The sequence below is a fragment of the Thermohalobaculum sp. genome (assembly GCF_058622915.1).
This window is the reverse complement of record NZ_JBZSYN010000140.1, coordinates 1-19909: the sequence shown is the minus strand read 5'-3', so window position 1 is coordinate 19909 and position 19909 is coordinate 1. Positions and strand designations below refer to the sequence as shown.

Here is a 19909-nt window from a genome sequence, read left to right as displayed (position 1 = left end):
GGCTCAGCCCTCGGACGCGGCAGCCTTCGCGGCGGGGCGGAGCTCGGAGACGAACTCCTCGAAGTCGTCGGCCTCCTGGAAATTTTTGTAGACGCTGGCGAAACGCACATAGGCGACGGTGTCGGCGCGGGCCAGCGTTTCCATGACGATCTCTCCGATGGTGTCGGAGGGAATGTCGGTGTCGCCCATGCTCTCGAGCCGCCGAACGATGCCCGAGATCATCTGCTCCACGCGCTCGGGCTCCACGGGACGCTTCCTCAGCGCGATGCGGATCGAGCGGGCGAGCTTGTCGCGGTCGAAGTCCTCGCGCCGGCCGTGCTTCTTCACCACCACGAGGTCACGCAGCTGCACGCGTTCGTAGGTGGTGAAGCGGCCGCCACATTCGGGGCAGCTGCGTCGCCGGCGGATGGAGACATGGTCCTCGGCAGGCCGGGAATCCTTCACCTGCGTCTCGATGTTGCCGCAGAATGGACAGCGCATCTCGCCCTCCAGCTGGTCCAAGGGCAAGCACTATAGGGCGTGGCCAATCAATTGTGTAGAGGGGTTAACGCGCCCCTACATCTGGCGGCTGTCAAAGGGGGCGGGACCCGGCCCGGCGGCACCCCGGCGAAACCGGGGACCTGCGCCTGCAAGGCCCGCAGGCCCGGCGGCAGGTCCGCCGGGCCCGCCGCGGACCGGGTCTCAAAATCCCTCATAGACCGGGAAGCGCTCGCACAGCTTCTTCACCCGGACCTTCACCGAGGCCTCGACCTCGCCGTTGCCGTCCTCGCCGTTGCGCGCGACGCCGTCCACCACCTCGACGATCATGCGGCCGATCTCGGCGAACTCCTCCTCGCCGAAGCCGCGGGTGGTGCCGGCGGGCGATCCCAGGCGCAGCCCCGATGTCACGGTCGGTTTCTCCGGGTCCCACGGCACGCCGTTCTTGTTGCAGGTGATGTGGGCGCGCCCCAGCGCCTTCTCGGCGGCGATGCCGGTGACCTTCTTGGGCCGCAGGTCGACCAGCATCAGGTGGGTGTCGGTGCCGCCGGTGACCACGGCGAGCCCGCCCTCGACCAGCGTCCCGGCCAGCGCCTGGGCGTTCGCCACGACCTGCTTGGCATAGGCGCGGAACTCGGGCGCCAGCGCCTCGCCAAAGGCCACGGCCTTGGCCGCGATCACGTGCATCAGCGGCCCGCCCTGGAGCTGCGGGAACACCGCCGAGTTGATCTTCTTGGCGATCTCCTCGTCGTTGGTCAGCACCATGCCGCCGCGCGGCCCGCGCAGGGTCTTGTGCGTCGTCGTGGTGGCGATGTGGGCGTATTCCAGCGGGTCGGGATAGATGCCCGCGGCGACCAGCCCGGCGAAATGCGCCATGTCGACATGGAACCAGGCGCCGACCGAGTCGGCGATCTCGCGGAAACGCCTGAAGTCGATGATCCGCGGCACGGCCGAGCCGCCGGCGATGATCAGCCGCGGCTTGTGCTCGGCCGCCAGCTCGGCGATCTGTTCGTAGTCGATGTTGTTGTCGGTCCGGGTCACGCCGTACTGCACCGAACGGAACCACTTGCCCGACTGGTTGACCTTCGAGCCGTGGGTGAGGTGCCCGCCCGAGGCCAGGTCCATGCCCATGATGGTGTCGCCGGGCGTTAGCAGCGCCATGTTCACCGCCTGGTTCGCCTGCGCGCCCGAATGCGGCTGCACGTTGGCGAAGCTGCAGTTGAAAAGCTTGCAGGCGCGCTCGATCGCCAGGTTCTCGGCGACGTCCACGTACTGGCAGCCGCCATAGTAGCGCCGCCCGGGATAGCCCTCGGCGTACTTGTTGGTGAGCACCGAGCCCTGCGCCTCGAGCACCGCGCGGGAGACGATGTTCTCCGAGGCGATCAGCTCGATCTCGTCTCGCTGGCGTGTCAGCTCGTGCCGGATCGCGGCATAGAGGTCGGGGTCGCGGCTCTCGAGCGGCTCGGTAAAGAAGCCGGCATCGCGGGTGGGCGAATCCATGGGGCGGTCTCCTCTCGGGTCGGGCGCGGCGGGGCAGGTCAGGGGTGCCGGCCCTGGCGGGGCCGCTAGCACGCCCGGTGCGGCCGCAATATACCAAAATCGACCTCTCAGCACAGGTTTCCCGCCTTATGGGATTCTAGGGGCGAGGGCGGCGCCCCTCGGCGGGCCAAGCCCTGCGCCGGGGCGCGCCGTTGCCGCGGTGGAGCGGGGCCGGTATGATCGCCGTCCCGGTCCGGTCGACCCAGCGAGGGGCGCGTGAGCTTCGAGCGAATCTGCTTCCAAGGCAGCGATGCCCCCGAGGCGCAAGAGGCGCTGGAGACGCTGCGCCACCGCTATGGGCAGGTGGCGCCGGCCCAGGCGCAGGCGATCGTGGCGCTGGGCGGCGACGGCTTCATGCTGCACACGCTGCATGGCACCATGGAGCTCGGCATCCCGGTCTACGGAATGAACCGCGGCACGGTCGGCTTTCTGATGAACGACTACAGCCCGGACGACCTGCCCGCGCGGCTGAACGCGGCACGCACCGCGGCCATCAATCCCTTGCGCATGACAGCCCTAGACACGGGCGACAGGCGCACCGAGGCGCTGGCGTTCAACGAGGTCTCGCTGCACCGGCAGACGCGGCACGCGGCCAAGATCCGCGTGCTGATCGACGGCGTCGAGCAGATGGCCGAGCTGGTCTGCGACGGAGTGCTGGTGGCGACGCCGGCGGGCTCGACGGCCTACAACCTGTCGGCACATGGCCCGATCCTGCCGATCCGGGCGCGGCTGATGGCGCTGACGCCCATCGCCGTGTTTCGCCCGCGCCGCTGGCGGGGCGCCATCCTGCCTTGGGAGGCGCAGGTAACGTTCGAGGTGCTCAGTCCGCTGCGCCGCCCCGTCTCGGCCACGGCCGACCACGTGGAGGTGCGTGACGTTCGCAGCGTCGAGGTCGCCGCGGAGTCCGAGGTCGAGGTCAGGCTTCTCTACGATCCCGGCCATGGGCTGGAGGAGCGGCTCCTGCGCGAGCAGTTCGCGACGTGAATGCAGCCCTTCGCGCCACGGCAATTGCACCCGCCGCGGGTCCGGCTAGGCCGGCCCGGCAACGGCTGACGGGGGACAGGAGGCCATGACGCTTCGCGAGCAGGCATACTGGTGGGGAATCGGCCTTGCCGTGCTCGTGGCCCTGCTGTGGCTTCTGGGCGGCGTGTTGCTGCCCTTCGTGCTGGGCGCGGCGCTGGCCTATGTCGCGGACCCTTTCGCCGACCGGCTCGAGCGGCTCGGCCTGTCGCGGCTGCTCTCGACCGTGGTCATCACGGTGGTCGCGATCGGGCTCACGGCGCTGGCGCTGGTGCTGATCGTCCCGGTGCTGGTCGACCAGGTGCAGCGGGCGATTTCCAATGCCCCGGCCGCCATCGAGTGGATGCGCGGCGTGATCTCGACGCATCTGCCCGAGCTGACCGCCAGCACCTCGCCGTTGCGCGGCGCTCTCGAGAAGCTGCGCGAGCACGCGGATTCGTGGAGCGTCTCGGTGATGAGCCGGATCTGGTCGAGCGGCCTGGCACTGGTCGACTACGTCACCCTGATCGTGGTGACGCCGGTGGTGGCGTTCTACCTGCTCAACGACTGGGACCGCATGGTGGCCACGATCGACGATTATCTGCCGCGCGAGCACCGGGACACGGTGCGTGCGCTGGCGCGGAAGCTCGACGAGGTGTTGGCCGGGTTCGTGCGCGGGCAACTTCTGGTCTGCCTCAGCCTCGGCATCCTCTACGCGGTGGCGCTCAGCCTGCTGGGGCTGCGCTTCGGGCTGCTGATCGGGGCCTTTGCGGGACTGATCAGCTTCATCCCCTATTTCGGCGCCATCCTGGGCGGGATCGCCTCGCTGGGCGTGGCCGTGGCCCAGTTCTGGGGCGACTGGGGCATGGTCGGCGCCGTGGCGGGCGTGTTCGTGGTGGGGCAGGCGATCGAGGGCAACTTCCTGTCGCCCAAGCTGGTGGGCGAGCGGGTCGGGCTGCATCCGGTCTGGCTGATCTTCGCCCTGACCGCCTTTGGCTCGCTGTTCGGCTTCGTCGGGCTCCTGGTGGCGGTGCCGGCGGCAGCGGCGATCGGGGTGATCGGGCGCTTCGGGCTCGAGCAGTACAAGCGGGGCAGTCTCTACCGCGGCGACGGCGCCCCGGATGAGGCGGCGGAGCGGGAGGCGCAGGAATGAGCTTGGCGCCGCGCCAGCTTCCGCTCGACCTCGAGCACCGGCCGGCGCTCGGCCGCACCGATTTCCTGGTCTCTGCCAGCAACGAGCAGGCGGTGCGGGCGGTCTCCGCCTGGCATGACTGGCCGGGGCGGCGGCTGGCGCTGGTGGGCCCGGCCCGGGCGGGAAAGACCCATCTGTCGCATGTCTGGATGCACGAGGCCGGGGCCCGGCGCATCAGTGCGGCCGACCTGGACGAGGCCGCGACCGAGGCGCTCGCGGGGCACGGCTGCGGCATCGTGGAGGACGTGGATGCGCTGGGCACGCTGGTGCCGGACCGGCGCATTGCGGCCGAGCGGGCGCTGTTCCATCTCCTCAACCTTGCCGCGGCCGAGGGAGGATGGCTGTTGTTGACCGGGCGCGAGGCTCCGGCGCGCTGGCCGATCGGGCTGCCGGACCTTGCCTCGCGACTGGGCGCAATTGCGGTCGCACGCTTGGCCCGGCCCGATGACACATTACTGTCATCGCTCATGGTGAAACTCTTCACGGACCGGCAGGTTCAGGTGGGGCCCGACGTGATCAAGTTCCTGGTGCGCCGCATCGAGCGTTCCTTCGCCGCGGTCGAGGCGGCGGTGGAGGCGCTGGACCGCCAGTCGCTGGCCCTGCATCGGCCGGTGACGCGGGCGATGGCGTCCGACTATCTGGACTGGGCCGGGGTTGCGCCGGGCGAAGGGCGCTGAGCCATGCGCGCCGATTTCCTGAACATCCCCGCGCAACCGATCCCGCCGGACCACGCCGCGCGCTTCGACCCTGACAGCCCAGACCGGTTTCAGAACCGCGAGCTGTCGTGGCTGTCGTTCAACTGGCGCGTGCTCGAGGAGGCCGACAACCCGCGCCAGCCGCTACTGGAGCGGCTGCGGTTCCTGTCGATCTCGGGCACCAATCTCGACGAGTTCTACACCGTGCGCGTGGCCGGTCTGCGCGCCCAGATGCGGGCCGGCGTGGAGCGGCCCTCGGTCGACGGCCGTACGCCGGCGCAGCAACTCGAGTTGATCGACCGCGACGCGCTGGCGCTCCAGCAGGCACAGCAGCGGACCTGGGCCTGCCTGAGCGAGCTGATGGCAGGCGAGGGCATCGAGGTGATCGGGGCGGATGCACTGAGCAGCGAGGATCGGGCGGGGCTCGAGGACTATTTCCTGGCGCAGGTCTTCCCGATGATCACGCCGCTGGCGCTCGACCCGGCCCATCCCTTCCCCTTCATCGCCAACGAGGGGCTGGCGCTGCTGCTCGACCTGACGCGGGTCGCCGACGGCGAGCCTATGCGCGCCCTGATCCCGATCCCGAGCCAGCTCAACCGCTATATCCGGCTGGCCAGCGGAGCAAAGGGCGAGATCCGCTTCCTGCCGGTCGAGGAGTTACTCGAGATGTTCCTCGGCCAGCTCTTCCCCGGCTACGCGGCGCAGGGACGCTGCGTGTTCCGGGTGCTGCGCGACAGCGACCTCGAGATCGCCGAGGAGGCGGAGGACCTGGTGCGCGAGTTCGAGACCGCGCTGAAGCGCCGCCGCCGCGGCGGCGTGATCCGGCTCAAGCTGAGCGCGGGCGCCCCGGAGCCGCTCAAGCGCCTGCTGTGCGAGCGGCTCCATGTCGGCCCAAGCGAGCTGATCGAGGTGGAGGGCGTGGTCGGCACCTCCGATCTCGCCGAGCTCGTCGTCGATGATCGCCCCGACCTGCGCTTTGCCCCCTACACGCCGCGTCTGCCCGAGCGTGTGCGCGACCACGAGGGCGACATCTTCGCGGCGATCCGGCAGAAGGACATGCTGCTGCACCACCCCTACGAGAGCTTCGAGATCGTGGTGCAGTTCCTGCAGCAGGCGGCGCGCGACCCCGACGTGGTGGCGATCAAGCAGACGCTCTATCGCACCACCAAGGACAGCCCCATCGTGCAGGCGCTGTGCGAGGCCGCCGAGGAGGGCAAGTCCGTCACCGCGCTGGTCGAGCTCAAGGCCCGCTTCGACGAGGCGACCAACATCCGGCTGGCCCGGCAGCTCGAGCGCGCCGGGGCGCAGGTGGTGTTCGGCTTCCTCGACCTCAAGACCCACGCCAAGATGTCCACGGTGGTCCGCCGCGAGGGCGGCGAGCTGGTCACCTACTCGCATTTCGGCACCGGCAACTACCACCCCATCACGGCGAAGATCTACACCGACCTCGCGCTCTTCACCTGCTCGGCTGCCCATGCGCGCGACGCCGCGAAAATCTTCAACTACATCACGGGCTATGCCGAGCCGCAGGGGCTGGAGAAGGTGCAGGTGGCGCCCCTGACCTTGAAGCGGACGCTGCTCGACAAGCTCGAGGCCGAGGCCGCGCATGCCCGCGCCGGACGCCCGGGGCAGGTCTGGGCCAAACTCAACAACCTGATCGAGGCCGACGTGGTCGACGCGCTCTACCGGGCCTCGCAGGAAGGCGTGAAGATCGACCTGGTGGTGCGGGGCATCTGCGGGTTGCGCCCCGGCGTGCCGAACCTGTCGGAGGACATCCGCGTCAAGTCGATCGTCGGGCGGTTCCTCGAGCACGGGCGCATCGTGTGCTTCGGCAACGGTTACGGCCTGCCCTCGCGCCAGGCGCAGGTGTTCATCTCCTCGGCCGACTGGATGGACCGCAATCTCAACCGGCGGGTCGAGACGCTGGTCGAGGTCGACAATCCCACGGTGCACGCCCAGATCATCGACCAGATCATGGCCGCGAATCTGCGCGACGAGGCGCAGAGCTGGGTGCTGATGCCCGACGGAACCTACCTGCGCGCCTCCGTCGCGGACGGAGAGGAACTTTTCAGTTGCCACGAGTTCTTCATGAAGTATCCCTCGCTGTCGGGTCGTGGCCGCAGCGGTGCGGCCGATGCGCCGCGCCTGACGAGGGGGGAGGCCGGCGACGACCTGACGGCGGCATGAAGGAGGCTGCACTGGCGGATACAGCAGGCCACGCCCCGGGGCCGCGCGCCGTAGCGTCTCTCGCGCGGGCCTGGCAGGACGAGCTGTTCGGCCGGCCGGCCCGGTCCTTCCCCGGGATCGATCATCCTGCCGAGCGCATCGGCGTCATCGACGTCGGCTCGAACTCGGTGCGCATGGTGGTGTTCGAGGGCGACCGGCGCAGCCCCGCGCAGCTGTTCAACGAAAAGGTGATGTGCCGGCTCGGTGCCGGGCTTGGCCAGACGGGCGTGCTCCACCCCGAAGGCCGCGAGCGGGCGATCGCGGCGCTCGCGCGCTTCGGCGCCATCGCGGCCGCGCTGGGCGTGGGGGCGCTGGCGGCGGTCGCCACCGCAGCGGTGCGCGATGCCAGCGACGGGCCGGAGTTCTGCGACGAGGTCGAACGCCGCACCAATATCCCCGTGCAGATCGCCAGCGGCGCCGACGAGGCGCGGCTCTCGGCCCAGGGCGTGCTGTTCGGCAACCCCCGCGCCGAGGGCGTCGTGGTCGACCTGGGCGGCGCCTCACTCGAGCTGTGCCGCGTCGGTGGTGGCCGGGCCGGGCCGGGGGTGAGCGTGCCGCTTGGCCCCTTGCGCCTGCTTGCGCCCGATGCGCCCGGCGACAGCGAGATCGCCGCCGAGCTGAAATCGCTCGCCGGGAGTTATGGGGCGCCCGGGGCCAGGATGTACCTGGTCGGCGGTGCGTGGCGAGCCTTGGCGCACGCGCAGATGGAGCGCGCACGGTATCCGCTCGAGGTTTTGCACGAATACGTGATCTCGACCGATGAGACGCGCGATCTGGGCGAATGGATCGCGGGCATGCGGCCGAGCAAGCTCAAGCGCATGCGCGGCATCTCCGAGGAGCGCGCACCGCTCCTGCCCATCGCCGGACGGCTGCTGCGTCATCTGGTCGAAGGACTCGACCCCGGCCAGGTGGAGTTCTCGGGCTTCGGTCTGCGCGAGGGGGTCTGCCTCGAGCACCTGCCGGCGGCCGTGCGCGCGCGCGATCCGCTGATCGCCGCGTGCGAGGCGCTCGAGCTTCTCTCCGCCCGTGCCCCCGGCTTCGGGGCGGAACTCGGCGGCTGGGCGAAGACCGTGCTGGCGCCGAACGACGCCGAGGAGGCGCGCCTGGTCGAGGCCGCTGCCCGCCTGGTCGACGTGAACTGGCGCACGCACCCGGACTACCGTGTCACCGGAAGCTGGGAGACGGCGACGCGCACGACGCTGACCGACATCGGCCATCGCGGCCGCCTCTTTCTCGGTGTCGCCCTGACGGTGCGGCACAAGCGCGGGCGGCGCAGGCTGGGGGACTCCCGGTTGATGAAGCTGGTTGACCCCGCAACGCTGGAGCGCGCCGTTCGCTTCGGGCTGGTGTTCCGGCTGGGCGCGGCGATCTCCGGCGCGACGCCCGGAATCCTGGGCTCGTGCCGCGCGGTGTCCGCTCCGGACCGGCTGGATCTGGTGCTCGAGGGCGCCGCCGCCGAACTGGCCGGCGAGGAGGTCGAGAAGCGCCTCGGCAACCTGACCGAGCAACTGGGCGTGAAGGGCGAGGTGAGAACCGAGCCGGGCTGAGCGACAGCCCCCCGAAAAGAGAACGACCTGCCGTGAGCAGGTCGTTCCTCCCCCAGACTTGAGCCGAAAACTTGACGCTTTCTGGCCTCTTGGTGCGATTCCCTTAACCCATGGCGGTTGGCTTGTCACCAAGCACAAAAGCAGAATCCGGCCGCGAACCGGCGCCTAAGCCGCGACAAATGCCCGCTGGCGCCCGCTTGCCCTCGCGCCGCAATGCCCCTACACGGGTGGCCGTGTCGCCCGAGTATGCGAGCCGCGAGCGAGGAGACGCATGCGCCTGACCCGCTACTTCCTGCCGGTCCTCAAGGAAACCCCGACCGAGGCGCAGATCGTCTCGCACCGGCTCATGCTGCGCGCCGGCATGATCCGCCAGGCCACCGCCGGCATCTACTCGTGGCTGCCTCTGGGCTACAAGGTGCTGCGCCGGATCGAGGAGATCGTGCATCAGGAGCAGCGACGTGCCGGGGCCATCCCGATGCTGATGCCGACCATCCAGCCCGCCGATCTGTGGCGCGAGAGCGGCCGCTACGAGGACTACGGTCCCGAGATGCTGCGCATCAAGGACCGGCACGACCGCGACATGCTGTATGGCCCGACCAACGAGGAGATGATCACCGAGATCTTCCGCGCCTATTGCGGCTCGTACCGCGACGTGCCGCGCAACCTCTACCACATCCAGTGGAAGTTCCGCGACGAGGTGCGGCCGCGCTTCGGCATCATGCGCGGGCGCGAGTTCCTGATGAAGGACGCCTACTCCTTCGACCTCGACCGCGAGGGCGCGCTGCACAGCTACCGGCAGATGATGGTCGCCTACCTGCGCACTTTCCAGCGCATGGGGCTGAAGGCTGTGCCGATGCGCGCCGAGAGCGGGCCCATCGGCGGCGACTATGCGCACGAGTTCCTGATCATGGCCGAGACCGGCGAGACCGAGGTGCACCTCGACAGCCACCTGCTCGAGCTTGGTTTCGACGGGCGCAACATCGACTATGACGACAAGGCGCAGATCCAGGCGATCTGCGACGAGTGGACCGGCCTCTACGCCCGCACCGACGACACCCACGACGAGGACCTGTTCCAGCGCGAGGTGCCACGGGAGCGCCGCATCGTCGCCCGCGGCATCGAGGTGGGCCACATCTTCTATTTCGGCACCAAGTACTCCGAGCCGATGGGCGCGCTGCTGGCTACGCCCGAGGGCGACAAGGTGCCCTTCCACGGCGGCAGCTACGGCATCGGCGTCAGCCGGCTGGTGGGCGCCATCATCGAGGCGAGCCACGACGACAAGGGCATCATATGGCCCGAGAGCGTGACGCCGTTCCATGCCGGGCTGATCAATCTGCGGCAAGGGGACGCGGCGACGGACGCCGCCTGCGAGAAGCTCTATGCCGAGCTGCACGACGCCGGGCTCGAGGTGCTCTACCACGACACCGACGAGCGGGCTGGCGCCAAGTTCGCCACCATGGAGCTGGTCGGCCTGCCCTGGCGCATCACCGTGGGTCCGCGCGGGCTGGAGCGCGGCGTTGTCGAGCTAACCTCGCGGCGCACGGGCGAGACCGAGGAACTGGCGCCCGAGGCTGCCGTGGCGCGGCTGCGCGACATCTATCGGGGCCTGTGAGGGCTGGGTGAACGACTCTTCACAAAAGCCGGCCGAGGCGGGCGCCGCGCACCGGCCGCCGCGCCCCTTCGCGCGGCTGGAGTGGCTGATCGCCTGGCGCTACCTGCGCGCGCGCCGGCAGGAGGGGGCCATCTCGGTGATCGCCGGCTTCTCGCTGGTCGGCATCCTGCTGGGCGTCGGCACGCTGATCGTGGTGATGTCGGTGATGAACGGCTTCCGGGTCGAGCTGATCGGACGCATCCTGGGGGCTCAGCCGCATATCATGGTGCTGTCCTCGACCGGCGAGGGGATCACGAACTACGACGCGCTGGCCAAGCGGCTGCTGAACAACCCGGAGGTCATCCGCGCCGCCCCGGAGATCGAGGGCCAGGTGATGGCCTCGACGGATGCCGGCAATTCCGGTGCCCTGGTCCGGGGGTTGCGCAAGCAGGACGTGGAGACGCTTCCCGGCGTGGCGCACCCGGAGAAATCGCAGGGCAGCCTGGCGAACTATGACAGCGGCATCGCCATCGGCTCCGGGCTGGCGCGCAAGCTCGGCATCACGGTGGGCGACAAGCTCACCCTGATTTCGCCGCGCGGGGTGACCACGCCCTTCGGGGTCGCGCCCAGGGTCAAGGCCTACAAGGTCGTCTACATCTTCCGCATCGGCATGAGCGAGTACGACAACTCCTTCGTCTTCATGCCGCTCGCGCAGGCGCAGGCCTATTTCAACAAGCCCAACCAGGTCGACGGCATCGGGGTCATGGTCAAGCACCCCGACCGGGTCGAGCAGATCGGCGCGCAGCTCAGGCCGCTGATCGGCAAGAACGACTACCTGTGGAACTGGCAGCGCGCCAACGGCGCCTTCATCTCGGCCTTGAAGGTCGAATCGAACGTGATGTTCATCATCCTGTCGCTGATCTTCGTGATCGTGGCGATGAACATCCTCTCCGGTCTCATCATGCTGGTGAAAGAGAAGGGCCACCACATCGCCATCATGCGCACCTTCGGCATGACGCAGGGCGCGATCCTGCGCATCTTCTTCATCTGCGGCGCCGCCATCGGCGTCGTCGGCACGATCCTGGGCGTGATCGCCGGCATCCTGTTCGTCACCTACATCCACCAGATCCAGGCGGTGGTGGAGTGGGTCACCGGCACGTCGGTGTGGGACCCCGAGATCCGCTTCCTCACGCGGGTGCCGGCGGTGCTGATGCCGGGCGACGTGCTGCTCACCTGCGCCGTGTCGCTGGGCTTTGCCTTCCTTGCCACGCTCTACCCGGCGCGCCGGGCGGCGCGTCTCGATCCGGTGGAGGCGCTGCGCTATGAGTGAGGCGGCGAACACGGCCCTCAGGCTCGACGGTATCGTGCGCACGTTCCACCAGGGCCGGCGCACGGTCGAGGTGCTCAGGGGCGCCGACCTCGCCATCGCGCCGGGCGAGACGGTGGCCTTGGTCGCGCCCTCGGGCGCGGGCAAGTCGACACTCCTGCACATTGCCGGACTGCTGGATACGCCGTCCGAGGGGACGGTCTCGATCGAGGACCGCGCGCTCTCGGGGCTCGACGACCGGGCGCGCACGGCGGCCCGGCGGCGGCTTTTGGGCTTCGTCTACCAGTTCCACCACCTGCTGCCCGAGTTCACCGCCGAGGAGAACGTCGCCATCCCGATCATGGCGGCGGGGCAGGGCAGGGGCGCGGCGCAGGCCGCTGCCGCCGAGCTGCTCGGCCGGGTCGGGCTGGAGGACCGGCGGCGCCACCGGCCGGCCGAGCTTTCGGGCGGCGAGCAGCAGCGCGTCGCCATCTGCCGGGCGCTGGCCAACAGCCCGCGCGTGCTTCTGGCGGACGAGCCGACCGGCAACCTCGATCCCGAGACCGCCGGCCGAGTCTTCACCATGCTGATCGAGATGGTGCGCGAGACCGGGCTGGCGGCGCTGATCGCCACCCACAACCTCGACCTCGCCGGGCGCATGGACCGGGTGATGCGGCTTGAGGGCGGCCAGGTCCGCGCCGCCTGACGCGGCCAGCGGGGTCCGGGCGGGGTCAGCCGCCCCCCGCCGTCATGGCGCACAGCAGCTCGTACATCACCGTGGCGCCGTTCAGCGCCGTGATGCCGCCGACATCGAAGGGCGGCGAGACCTCGACCATGTCGGCGCCGCGGATGTCGAGCCCGGCCAGCCGACGCACCATGCCCTGCGCCTCGCGCATCGTCAGGCCCCCGGCCTCGGGCGTGCCGGTGCCGGGCGCGAAGGCCGGGTCGAGGCTGTCTATGTCGAAGCTGACATAGATCGGCGCCTTGCCGACCAGCTTGCGCGCCTCGTCGATGCAGGCGCGCCAGCCGCGCTCCTCGACCTCCTCGATCATCATCACGCGCATGCCGCTGTCGAAGCTGAACTTCCACATGTCGGCGTTGTAGAGCGAGCCGCGGATGCCGATCTGCGCCACCTTCCCGGGGTCCAGCAGCCCTTCGTCCACCGCGATCTTGAACGGCGCGCCGTGGTGGAAGCGCGAGCCGCCATAGGCGTCGCCGGTGTCGCAATGCGCGTCGATGTGGATCATGCCCAGTGGCCCGTCTGAGGCGAGCGCGCGCAGGATCGGCAGGGTGATCGAGTGGTCGCCGCCGCAGGTCAGCGGCCGGATGCCCGCACCCTTGACCCGGCGGAAGAACGCCTCGATCTCGGCATGCGCGCCGACGAGCTCGTAGGGTTTGCGGATCCAGGCGTCGCCGATATCGGCGACGGTGGTACCGGCGAAAGGGTCCACGCCCGTGGCCTGGTTCACCCGGCGGATGAGCGAGGAGAGATTGCGCACCTCGCGCGGCCCGTGCCGCGGCCCCGGCCGGTTGGTCACGCCACCGTCGTAGGGCACCCCGCAGACGCCGATCGCGGGCGGGTCGGCCTCGAAATCCTCGCGCCAGGGCAGCCGGAAGAAGGTGGCCAGCCCGGTGAAGCGGGGGCGCTGCATCGGGTCGGTGAAGTCCAGCATCTCGCGGTCGGCCATCTCGGGTTCGTCTCCCTCGCTGTCGGATTTTCGGCGACACTGCGCCAAAGCATCCTTCTCGGCAAGCGGCGTTCGGGCTAGCCTCGGGCCATGAGCGAATCTGCCGCCCGGCCGCCCCGCTTCGTCCATCTCCGTGTCCACTCCGCCTACTCGCTCCGCGAGGGGGCGGTGCATGTCAAGGCGCTGCCGGGGCTGTGCCGCGATCTGGGCCTGCCGGCGGTCGCGGTGACGGACACGAACAACTTGTTCGGGGCGCTCGAGTTCTCCGAGAGCGCCGCCAAGGCCGGCATCCAGCCGATCATGGGGCTGCAGCTGGCGCTGGCCTATGCCGAAGCCGCGCCGGGCGAGCGACCGATCGACCCGGCCCCCCTCGCGCTCTATGCGCAGAACAAGGCGGGCTGGCTGAACCTGATGGCGCTTAGCTCGGCCGCCTATCTCGAGACCGACCCCAGCCAGCTGTCGCACGTGACGCTGGACGGGCTGGCCATGCGCGCCGAGGGCGTGATCTGCCTCACCGGCGGGGCGGGCGGGCCGGTCGGGCGGCTGTTGCAGGCGGGCCGCCGCCAGCCGGCGGAGGCGCTGGTGCAGCGGCTTGCCGCGATCTTCCCGGGTCGGCTCTACGTCGAGGTCCAGCGCCACGGCACCGGCGGGGCGCTGCGCACAACCGCGGAGGAGGCGACCGAGCCCGGCCTGGTCGACATCGCCTACGCACACGACCTGCCCCTGGTCGCCACCAACGAGGTCTATTTCGAGACGCCCGAGATGTACGCGGCGCACGACGCCTTCCTGTGCATCGGCGAAAGCCGCTACGTAAACGAGTCAAACCGGCGCCGCCTGACGCCCGAGCACCACCTCAAGCCGGCCTCCGAGATGGTCAAGCGGTTCCGCGACCTGCCCGAGGCCGTCGAGAACACGGTGGAGATCGCCCGGCGCTGCGCCTTCCGCCCGCGCATCCACGCCCCTATCCTGCCGCGTTTCGCCGACGACGAGGTCGACGAGTTGCGCCGGCAGGCGCGCGAGGGGCTGAAGACCCGGCTGGCCGAGATCGACCCGGTCGCCCCGGTCGCCGAGTACGAGAGCCGGCTGGACTACGAGCTCGGCGTCATCGAGCAGATGGGCTTTCCCGGCTACTTCCTGATCGTCGCCGACTTCATCAAGTGGGCGAAGGCCGAGGACATTCCCGTCGGGCCCGGCCGCGGCTCGGGCGCGGGCTCTCTCGTCGCCTACTCGCTGACGATTACCGACCTTGATCCGTTGCGTTACGGCCTTCTCTTCGAGCGATTTCTTAATCCTGAGCGCGTCTCGATGCCGGACTTCGACATCGACTTCTGCCAGGACCGCCGCGAGGAAGTGATCCACTACGTGCAGCAGCGCTATGGCCGCGACCGGGTGGCGCACATCATCACCTTCGGCACGCTTTTGTCCAAGATGGCGGTGCGCGACGTGGCCCGGGTGCTGCAGATGTCCTACAGCCAGGGCGACCGCCTGGCGAAGCTGATCCCGGTCGAGGGCGTGAAGCCGCTCTCCATCGCCCGCGCCCGCAAGGAGGAGCCCCGCCTCGAGGAAGAGGCGCGGCGCGACGAGAACGTGGCCACCCTGCTCGACATCTCCGAGAAGATCGAGGGGCTCCTGAGAAACGCCTCGACGCACGCGGCGGGCGTGGTGATCGGCGACCGGCCGCTGGTCGAGCTGGTGCCGCTCTACCGCGACCCGCGCTCGGAGATGCCCGCGACCCAGTACAACATGAAGTGGGTCGAGCAGGCCGGGCTGGTGAAGTTCGACTTCCTCGGTCTCAAGACGCTCACGGTGATCCAGAATGCCGTGGACTTGCTGAAGAAGCGCGGCATCGAGGTCGACATCTCGAAGATCCCGCTCGACGACGCGGCCACCTACGAGCTCTACACCCGCGCCGACACGGTGGGGGTGTTCCAGGTGGAAGGCTCGGGCATGCGCGACGCGCTGCGCCAGCTGCGCCCCACCTGCATCGAGGACATAGTTGCGCTGGTGGCGCTCTACCGCCCCGGCCCGATGGAGAACATCCCGAAATACTGCAACGTCAAGAACAAGCGCGAGCGGCGCGAGAGCCTGCATCCCTCGATCGACCCGATCCTCGACGAGACGCAGGGCATCATCGTCTACCAGGAGCAGGTGATGGAGATCGCCCGGCGCATGGCCGGCTACTCGCTGGGCCAGGCCGACCTCCTGCGCCGCGCCATGGGCAAGAAGATCCAGGAGGCGATGGACGCCGAGAAGCCGAAGTTCCTCGAAGGCGCGGCGAAGAACGGCGTCAAGCAGGCCCGGGCCGAGCAGGTCTGGGACCTGCTCAACAAGTTCGCCAACTACGGCTTCAACAAGTCCCACGCCGCCGCCTATGCCGTGGTCAGCTACCAGACCGCCTGGCTCAAGGCGAACCACCCGGTCGAGTTCATGGCCGCGGTGATGAACCTCGACCTGCACAACACCGACAAGCTGAACGGATACGTGCAGGAATGCCGCCGCATCGAGGTCGCCGTCGAGGCCCCGGACGTGAACCGCTCGCAGGCGCGCTTCACGGTCGAGGAGGGACGCATCCTCTACGCCCTCGGCGCGCTCAAGAACGTGGGCGTCGAGGCCATGCGGCTGATCGAGGCGGCGCGGGCCGAGGGCGGGCCGTTCGCCGATCTGTTCGACTTCGCCCGGCGCGTCGATCTGCGCGCGCTGGGCAAGCGCGGGCTCGAGGGGCTGGCCCGCGCCGGCGCCTTCGACGCGCTGGAGGCGAACCGCAGCAAGGTGCTGGCCGGCATCGACGAGCTGGTCGCCTACTCGGCCTCGGTGACCGACGAGCAGGGCTCGGCGCAGAGCTCGCTGTTTGGCGATGTGTCGGAAGCGCTGCCGCCGCCCCGGCTTGCAGACTGCGATGACTGGCTGCCATCGGAGCGCCTGCGCGAGGAGCACGCCGCCATCGGATTCTACCTCTCGGGCCATCCGCTCGAGGACTACGTGCCGGCGCTCAGGCGCCAGAAGGTGCAGTCCTGTGCCGAGTTCATGGCCACCAAGGGCCGGACCGGCGGCACCGGTCGCATCGCCGGAACGCTGGTCTCAGTGCAGCGGCGCAAATCGGCCAAGGGAACCCCGTTCGCCTTCATCGGTTTTTCCGACCCTACCGGGGTCTACGAGGTGATGGCGTTCTCGGACGTCCTGGCCGAGGCCGAGGCGCTGCTCGAGCCCGGCCGCAATCTGGTGCTGCGCGTCGAGATGGACGCCGGCAACGACGCCTCGCGGCTGATGCTGCGCGCCGTGCAGCCGGTCGACGAGGTGGTCGCCAATGCCGCGGCCAGCGGGCTCAGGGTCTTCGTCGAGGACGCGCAGGCCATGGGGCGCATCGCCACCCGGCTGTGGCAGGGCGCAAAGCTGGCGCGGGCGCAGCGCGGGCAAGGGCCGGTGCATCTCGTCCTCGCGCTGGCCGAGGTCGGTGAGGAGGTCGAGATCGCGCTGCCCGGCAGCTATCCGGTCGGACCCGAGATCAGCCGCGCGCTGCGCGAGGTGGCGGGCGTCGCCACCGTCGCCGAGTTCTGAGCGATGGCGGGGCTCGGCAACATGCTTGCTCCCGCGCGCCGCCGGGTCTAAGTCCGCGTGAACGTCGGAGGACGCGAAAAACCGTGATCGGACGCCTCAACCATGTGGCCATCGCCGTGCCGGACCTGACCGGCGCTATCGCCCGCTACCGCGATGCGCTGGGCGCGCGCGTCGGCCCGCCGCAGGAGGAACCCCAGCACGGGGTGACGGTAGTCTTCATCGAGCTGCCCAACACCAAGATCGAACTGCTTTACCCACTGGGGGCGGACTCGCCGATCCGCGGCTTCCTCGAGAAGAACCCCGCGGGCGGCATCCACCACATCTGCTATGAGGTCGACGACATTCGCAGCGCCCGCGACCGGCTGAAGGCGGCGGGGGCCCGCGTCCTGGGCGATGGCGAGCCGAAGACCGGCGCGCATGGCAAGCCGGTGCTGTTCCTGCACCCCAAGGACTTCGACGGCACGCTGATCGAGCTCGAGGAGGCTTGAGATGGATTTCCTGATGGTGGTCGTCCTCTACGTGGTGATCTGGGCGCTGGTCTTCATGATGGTGAACCCGCTGTGGCAGACCAGCCAGTCCGAGGGCGGCGAGGTCGTGCCCGGAACGCCCGAGAGCGCCCCGATCGACGCGATGGTGCGCAAGAAGGCGATCATTACCACGGTGATCGGGACGCTGGTGTTCGCGCTGATCTATGGCGCGTTCGAATACCAGTGGCTGACGGTCGACACGTTCAAATTCTTCAAGTTTCCCTCGGAGCGTTGACCCCCTCCCGCCGCCACAGGCGGTGGAACAGGTGGGTGTAGGTGGCCACCCCCAGCAGCGGCACGACCAGGTTCAGCACCGGCACGCTGAGCGGAATCGCCATCAGCGTGCCGGCCAGCCAGATCGTGATGCGATGGCGCCGCCGCAGCTTGGTTACGCCCTCGGGGCCAAGGCGCCGGGCGGCCACCAGCTCGAAATACTCGCGCCCCAGCAGGTAGCCGTTCACGGCCCAGAAGACGAGCGGCGCCAGCGGTCCGACGAGAACATAGACCACCAGCGCGACCGCGTTGACCGCCAGCACGAAGGCGGCGAACAGCACCGCCGCCCGGACCTCTTGCCACAGCCCGAGCGTATGCGCCTTGCCCAAGCCGGGATAGTGGCGCGCCTCGACCGCATCGGCGATCTCGTCAAGGAAGAGGCCGACGAAGGCCGCCGCCACCGGGAACATGAGAAAGGCCGACGCCAGCAGCATGGCCCCGAAGGTGGCCGCCTGCACAAGCGCGAACGGCGTACCGACATCACCGATCAGCGGCAGGTGGACGCTCGCGGGCAGGAAACCGACGAGCCAGACGGCGCCGCCCGAGACGGCGGCGAGCAGCGCCACCGTCAGCAGCAGCGCGCGCAGCAGAACGCCCAGGAAGCGCGCGTCGAGCATCTGCCCGAGCGCGCGCAGAAAGTCGCCGATCAGCCCCATGCGAGCGCCGTCACAGCCATGTGGTGAGCGCCGCGACGTCCGGCCGTGGCCGGTCGGGCGGCACCACGGTCTCGGCCCCGATATGGATGAACCCGGCCACCCGCTCGCCCTCGGCCAGCCCGAGGAAGTCACGCGTGAAGACCGGGTCATAGGCCATGCGCCCCGTGAGCCAGTTGGCGCCCCAGCCGCTCGCCAGCGTTGCGTTGAGGAGCCCGAGCCCCACCGCACCGGCGGACAGCCGCTGCTCCCAGTCGGGGACCTTGTCCACTGGCTTGGGGCTCGAGATCACGGCGACGATTACCTCGCCCTGCCGGAACTGCGACACGGTCTTGAACGTATCGCCCTCATCGAGCCCGAGCGCGGCGCAGCGCTCGGTGGCCAGCGCCGCCGCGCGCTCGCGCGCCGCGCCCGCAATCACCACGAAGCGCCAAGGCTCGAGCTTGCCGTGGTCGGGGCAGCGCACCGCCGCGGTCAAAAGCCGCATCAGCGCCTGCCGGTCCGGCCCGCCGGCCCCCAGCGTCTTGGCCGGGCGCGAGCGGCGCGTCAGCAGGAAGTCCATGACCTCCGGTCGGGGATCGGGCATGCGGGGACTCCGTGTTCAGCCGGTGGCCTTGAGGATCGGCCCGGTCAGCGCACTCAGGCTCTGGCACTGGCGCCCCTCGGCATCGAAGTTGGCAGGGGCGAGCCAGGTCTCGAAGGCCTCGCGCAGCGCCGGCCATTCGCTGTCGATCGCCGCGTACCAGGCGGTGTCGCGGTTGCGGCCCTTATAAAGGGTTGCCTGGCGGAAGACGCCCTCGAAGGACAGCCCCAGCCGCTGCGCCGCCCGGCGCGAGGGCGCGTTCAGCGCGTCGCATTTCCACTCGTAGCGGCGATAGCCCGCCTCGAAGGCCCAGCGCATCATCAGATACATCGCCTCGGTGGCGCCGGGCGTGCGTTGCAGAATGGGCGAGAAATTGATGTGCCCGACCTCGATCGAGCCCGAGGCGGGCGCGATGCGCAGATAGCTCGCCACGCCGGCCGGGCGGCCATCCTCCTGCCGCACGATGGCATAGAACATCGGGTCGCCGTCGCGCGTGACCTCGCCGACCCAGCTCCGGTAGGCGTCCACGCTTTCGAACGGCCCGTAGCCCATGTAGGTCCAGTTCCTGCCCTCGCGGTCGAGGCCGTTGGCCTCGTGCAGCGCCGCCGCGTGCGCGACCACCAGAGGCTCGAGCCGGACGAACCGCCCCTCGATGATCTCGCGCACGGGCCGCGGCGGGGCCGTCCAGCCCTCGGGCAGCGGGGCGCCGACCGGCTGGCCGAGTGCGTTGAGCGGTGGGCTTGCATTGGTCATGGCATGGCCTTTCCCTGAAGGCGCGGTCACAGCGCGGCCAGCCCGTCGCGGTAGTGCCGCTGGCGCTTGCGATAGACCTCGGCCGCGCGCCGCAGCTCGGCGGCGATGCGCTCGTCGACCTGGCGCAGCACCTTGCCGGGCTGGCCGACCACCATCGAGTTGTCGGGGATCTCCGTGCCCTCGGTGATCAGCGCGTTGGCGCCGATCAGGCAGCTGCGGCCGACTTTTGCCCCGTTCAGGATCACCGATCCCATGCCGACCAGCGTGCCCTCGCCGATTGTGCAGCCGTGCAGGATGGCGTTGTG

The 19909-nt window shown here is 69.6% G+C and carries 18 protein-coding genes; 11 read left to right on the top strand and 7 right to left on the bottom strand.

Going from position 1 to position 19909, the window contains the following annotated elements; all coding sequences use genetic code 11:
• Positions 1-3: 3 nt before the first annotated feature.
• Together nrdR and glyA are read right to left on the bottom strand one after the other, a co-directional pair.
• The gene (gene nrdR / locus AC32QD_RS11095) at positions 4-480 is read right to left on the bottom strand and encodes a transcriptional regulator NrdR (protein ID WP_492010564.1); all 477 of its coding nucleotides are present in this window, start codon (positions 478-480) and stop codon (positions 4-6) included.
• 201 nt (positions 481-681) lie between these two features.
• Entirely contained in the window at positions 682-1977 is a 1296-nt protein-coding gene (gene glyA, locus AC32QD_RS11090) for a serine hydroxymethyltransferase (protein ID WP_492010563.1), read from the bottom strand.
• Between the two features lie 255 nt (positions 1978-2232).
• Here glyA and AC32QD_RS11085 point away from each other — a divergent pair, with 255 nt between their 5' ends.
• The 8 genes from AC32QD_RS11085 (at position 2233) to AC32QD_RS11050 (ending at position 12278) form a co-directional block, all read left to right on the top strand.
• Positions 2233-3000 (top strand): NAD kinase, encoded by a 768-nt coding sequence (locus AC32QD_RS11085; RefSeq protein ID WP_492010562.1) that lies wholly within the window; start codon positions 2233-2235, stop codon positions 2998-3000.
• 85 nt (positions 3001-3085) lie between these two features.
• Positions 3086-4168 (top strand): AI-2E family transporter, encoded by a 1083-nt coding sequence (locus tag AC32QD_RS11080; RefSeq protein ID WP_492010561.1) that lies wholly within the window; start codon positions 3086-3088, stop codon positions 4166-4168.
• On the top strand, positions 4165-4884 hold the full coding sequence (locus AC32QD_RS11075) for an HdaA/DnaA family protein (protein WP_492010560.1): 720 nt from the start codon (positions 4165-4167) through the stop codon (positions 4882-4884). Before AC32QD_RS11080 ends, AC32QD_RS11075 begins: the two co-directional genes overlap by 4 nt.
• A gap of 3 nt (positions 4885-4887) precedes the next feature.
• On the top strand, positions 4888-7089 hold the full coding sequence (locus AC32QD_RS11070) for an RNA degradosome polyphosphate kinase (RefSeq protein WP_492010559.1): 2202 nt from the start codon (positions 4888-4890) through the stop codon (positions 7087-7089).
• On the top strand, positions 7086-8675 hold the full coding sequence (locus tag AC32QD_RS11065; protein WP_492010558.1) for a Ppx/GppA phosphatase family protein: 1590 nt from the start codon (positions 7086-7088) through the stop codon (positions 8673-8675). Before AC32QD_RS11070 ends, AC32QD_RS11065 begins: the two co-directional genes overlap by 4 nt.
• A gap of 271 nt (positions 8676-8946) precedes the next feature.
• Complete coding sequence (gene proS, locus AC32QD_RS11060) at positions 8947-10287, top strand: proline--tRNA ligase (RefSeq protein WP_492010557.1); 1341 nt, start codon at positions 8947-8949, stop codon at positions 10285-10287.
• A gap of 7 nt (positions 10288-10294) precedes the next feature.
• Positions 10295-11596, top strand: coding sequence for a lipoprotein-releasing ABC transporter permease subunit (locus tag AC32QD_RS11055; protein WP_492010556.1), 1302 nt, complete (start codon positions 10295-10297; stop codon positions 11594-11596).
• Positions 11589-12278: an ABC transporter ATP-binding protein gene (locus AC32QD_RS11050; protein WP_492010555.1), complete on the top strand. Its 690-nt coding sequence runs from the start codon at positions 11589-11591 to the stop codon at positions 12276-12278. Before AC32QD_RS11055 ends, AC32QD_RS11050 begins: the two co-directional genes overlap by 8 nt.
• A gap of 25 nt (positions 12279-12303) precedes the next feature.
• Here the strand turns inward: AC32QD_RS11050 and speB are convergent, their stop codons facing one another.
• Positions 12304-13260 carry an agmatinase gene (speB, locus tag AC32QD_RS11045; RefSeq protein ID WP_492010554.1) on the bottom strand — a complete coding sequence of 319 codons (957 nt, stop codon included), beginning with the start codon at positions 13258-13260 and terminating at the stop codon, positions 12304-12306.
• A 90-nt stretch (positions 13261-13350) separates the two neighbouring features.
• On the opposite strand from speB, the gene dnaE reads away from it, so the two are divergent.
• The 3 genes from dnaE to AC32QD_RS11030 all read left to right on the top strand — a co-directional run bounded on the left by dnaE (position 13351) and on the right by AC32QD_RS11030 (position 17577).
• Positions 13351-16815: a DNA polymerase III subunit alpha gene (gene dnaE, locus AC32QD_RS11040; protein WP_492010553.1), complete on the top strand. Its 3465-nt coding sequence runs from the start codon at positions 13351-13353 to the stop codon at positions 16813-16815.
• An 83-nt stretch (positions 16816-16898) separates the two neighbouring features.
• Positions 16899-17303 (top strand): methylmalonyl-CoA epimerase, encoded by a 405-nt coding sequence (gene mce, locus AC32QD_RS11035; RefSeq protein WP_492010552.1) that lies wholly within the window; start codon positions 16899-16901, stop codon positions 17301-17303.
• Between the two features lies 1 nt (position 17304).
• Complete coding sequence (locus AC32QD_RS11030) at positions 17305-17577, top strand: DUF1467 family protein (RefSeq protein ID WP_492010551.1); 273 nt, start codon at positions 17305-17307, stop codon at positions 17575-17577.
• Here the strand turns inward: AC32QD_RS11030 and AC32QD_RS11025 are convergent.
• The 4 genes from AC32QD_RS11025 to AC32QD_RS11010 form a co-directional block, all read right to left on the bottom strand.
• Positions 17555-18271 (bottom strand): EI24 domain-containing protein, encoded by a 717-nt coding sequence (locus tag AC32QD_RS11025; protein WP_492010550.1) that lies wholly within the window; start codon positions 18269-18271, stop codon positions 17555-17557. The genes AC32QD_RS11030 and AC32QD_RS11025 overlap by 23 nt on opposite strands.
• A gap of 10 nt (positions 18272-18281) precedes the next feature.
• Positions 18282-18854, bottom strand: a complete 573-nt coding sequence (locus AC32QD_RS11020; RefSeq protein ID WP_492010549.1) for a nitroreductase family protein — start codon at positions 18852-18854, stop codon at positions 18282-18284.
• A gap of 15 nt (positions 18855-18869) precedes the next feature.
• Positions 18870-19604, bottom strand: a complete 735-nt coding sequence (locus AC32QD_RS11015) for a GNAT family N-acetyltransferase (protein WP_492010548.1) — start codon at positions 19602-19604, stop codon at positions 18870-18872.
• A gap of 26 nt (positions 19605-19630) precedes the next feature.
• Positions 19631-19909: gamma carbonic anhydrase family protein (locus tag AC32QD_RS11010; RefSeq protein ID WP_492010547.1), on the bottom strand; the 279-nt coding region annotated here is incomplete at its 5' end.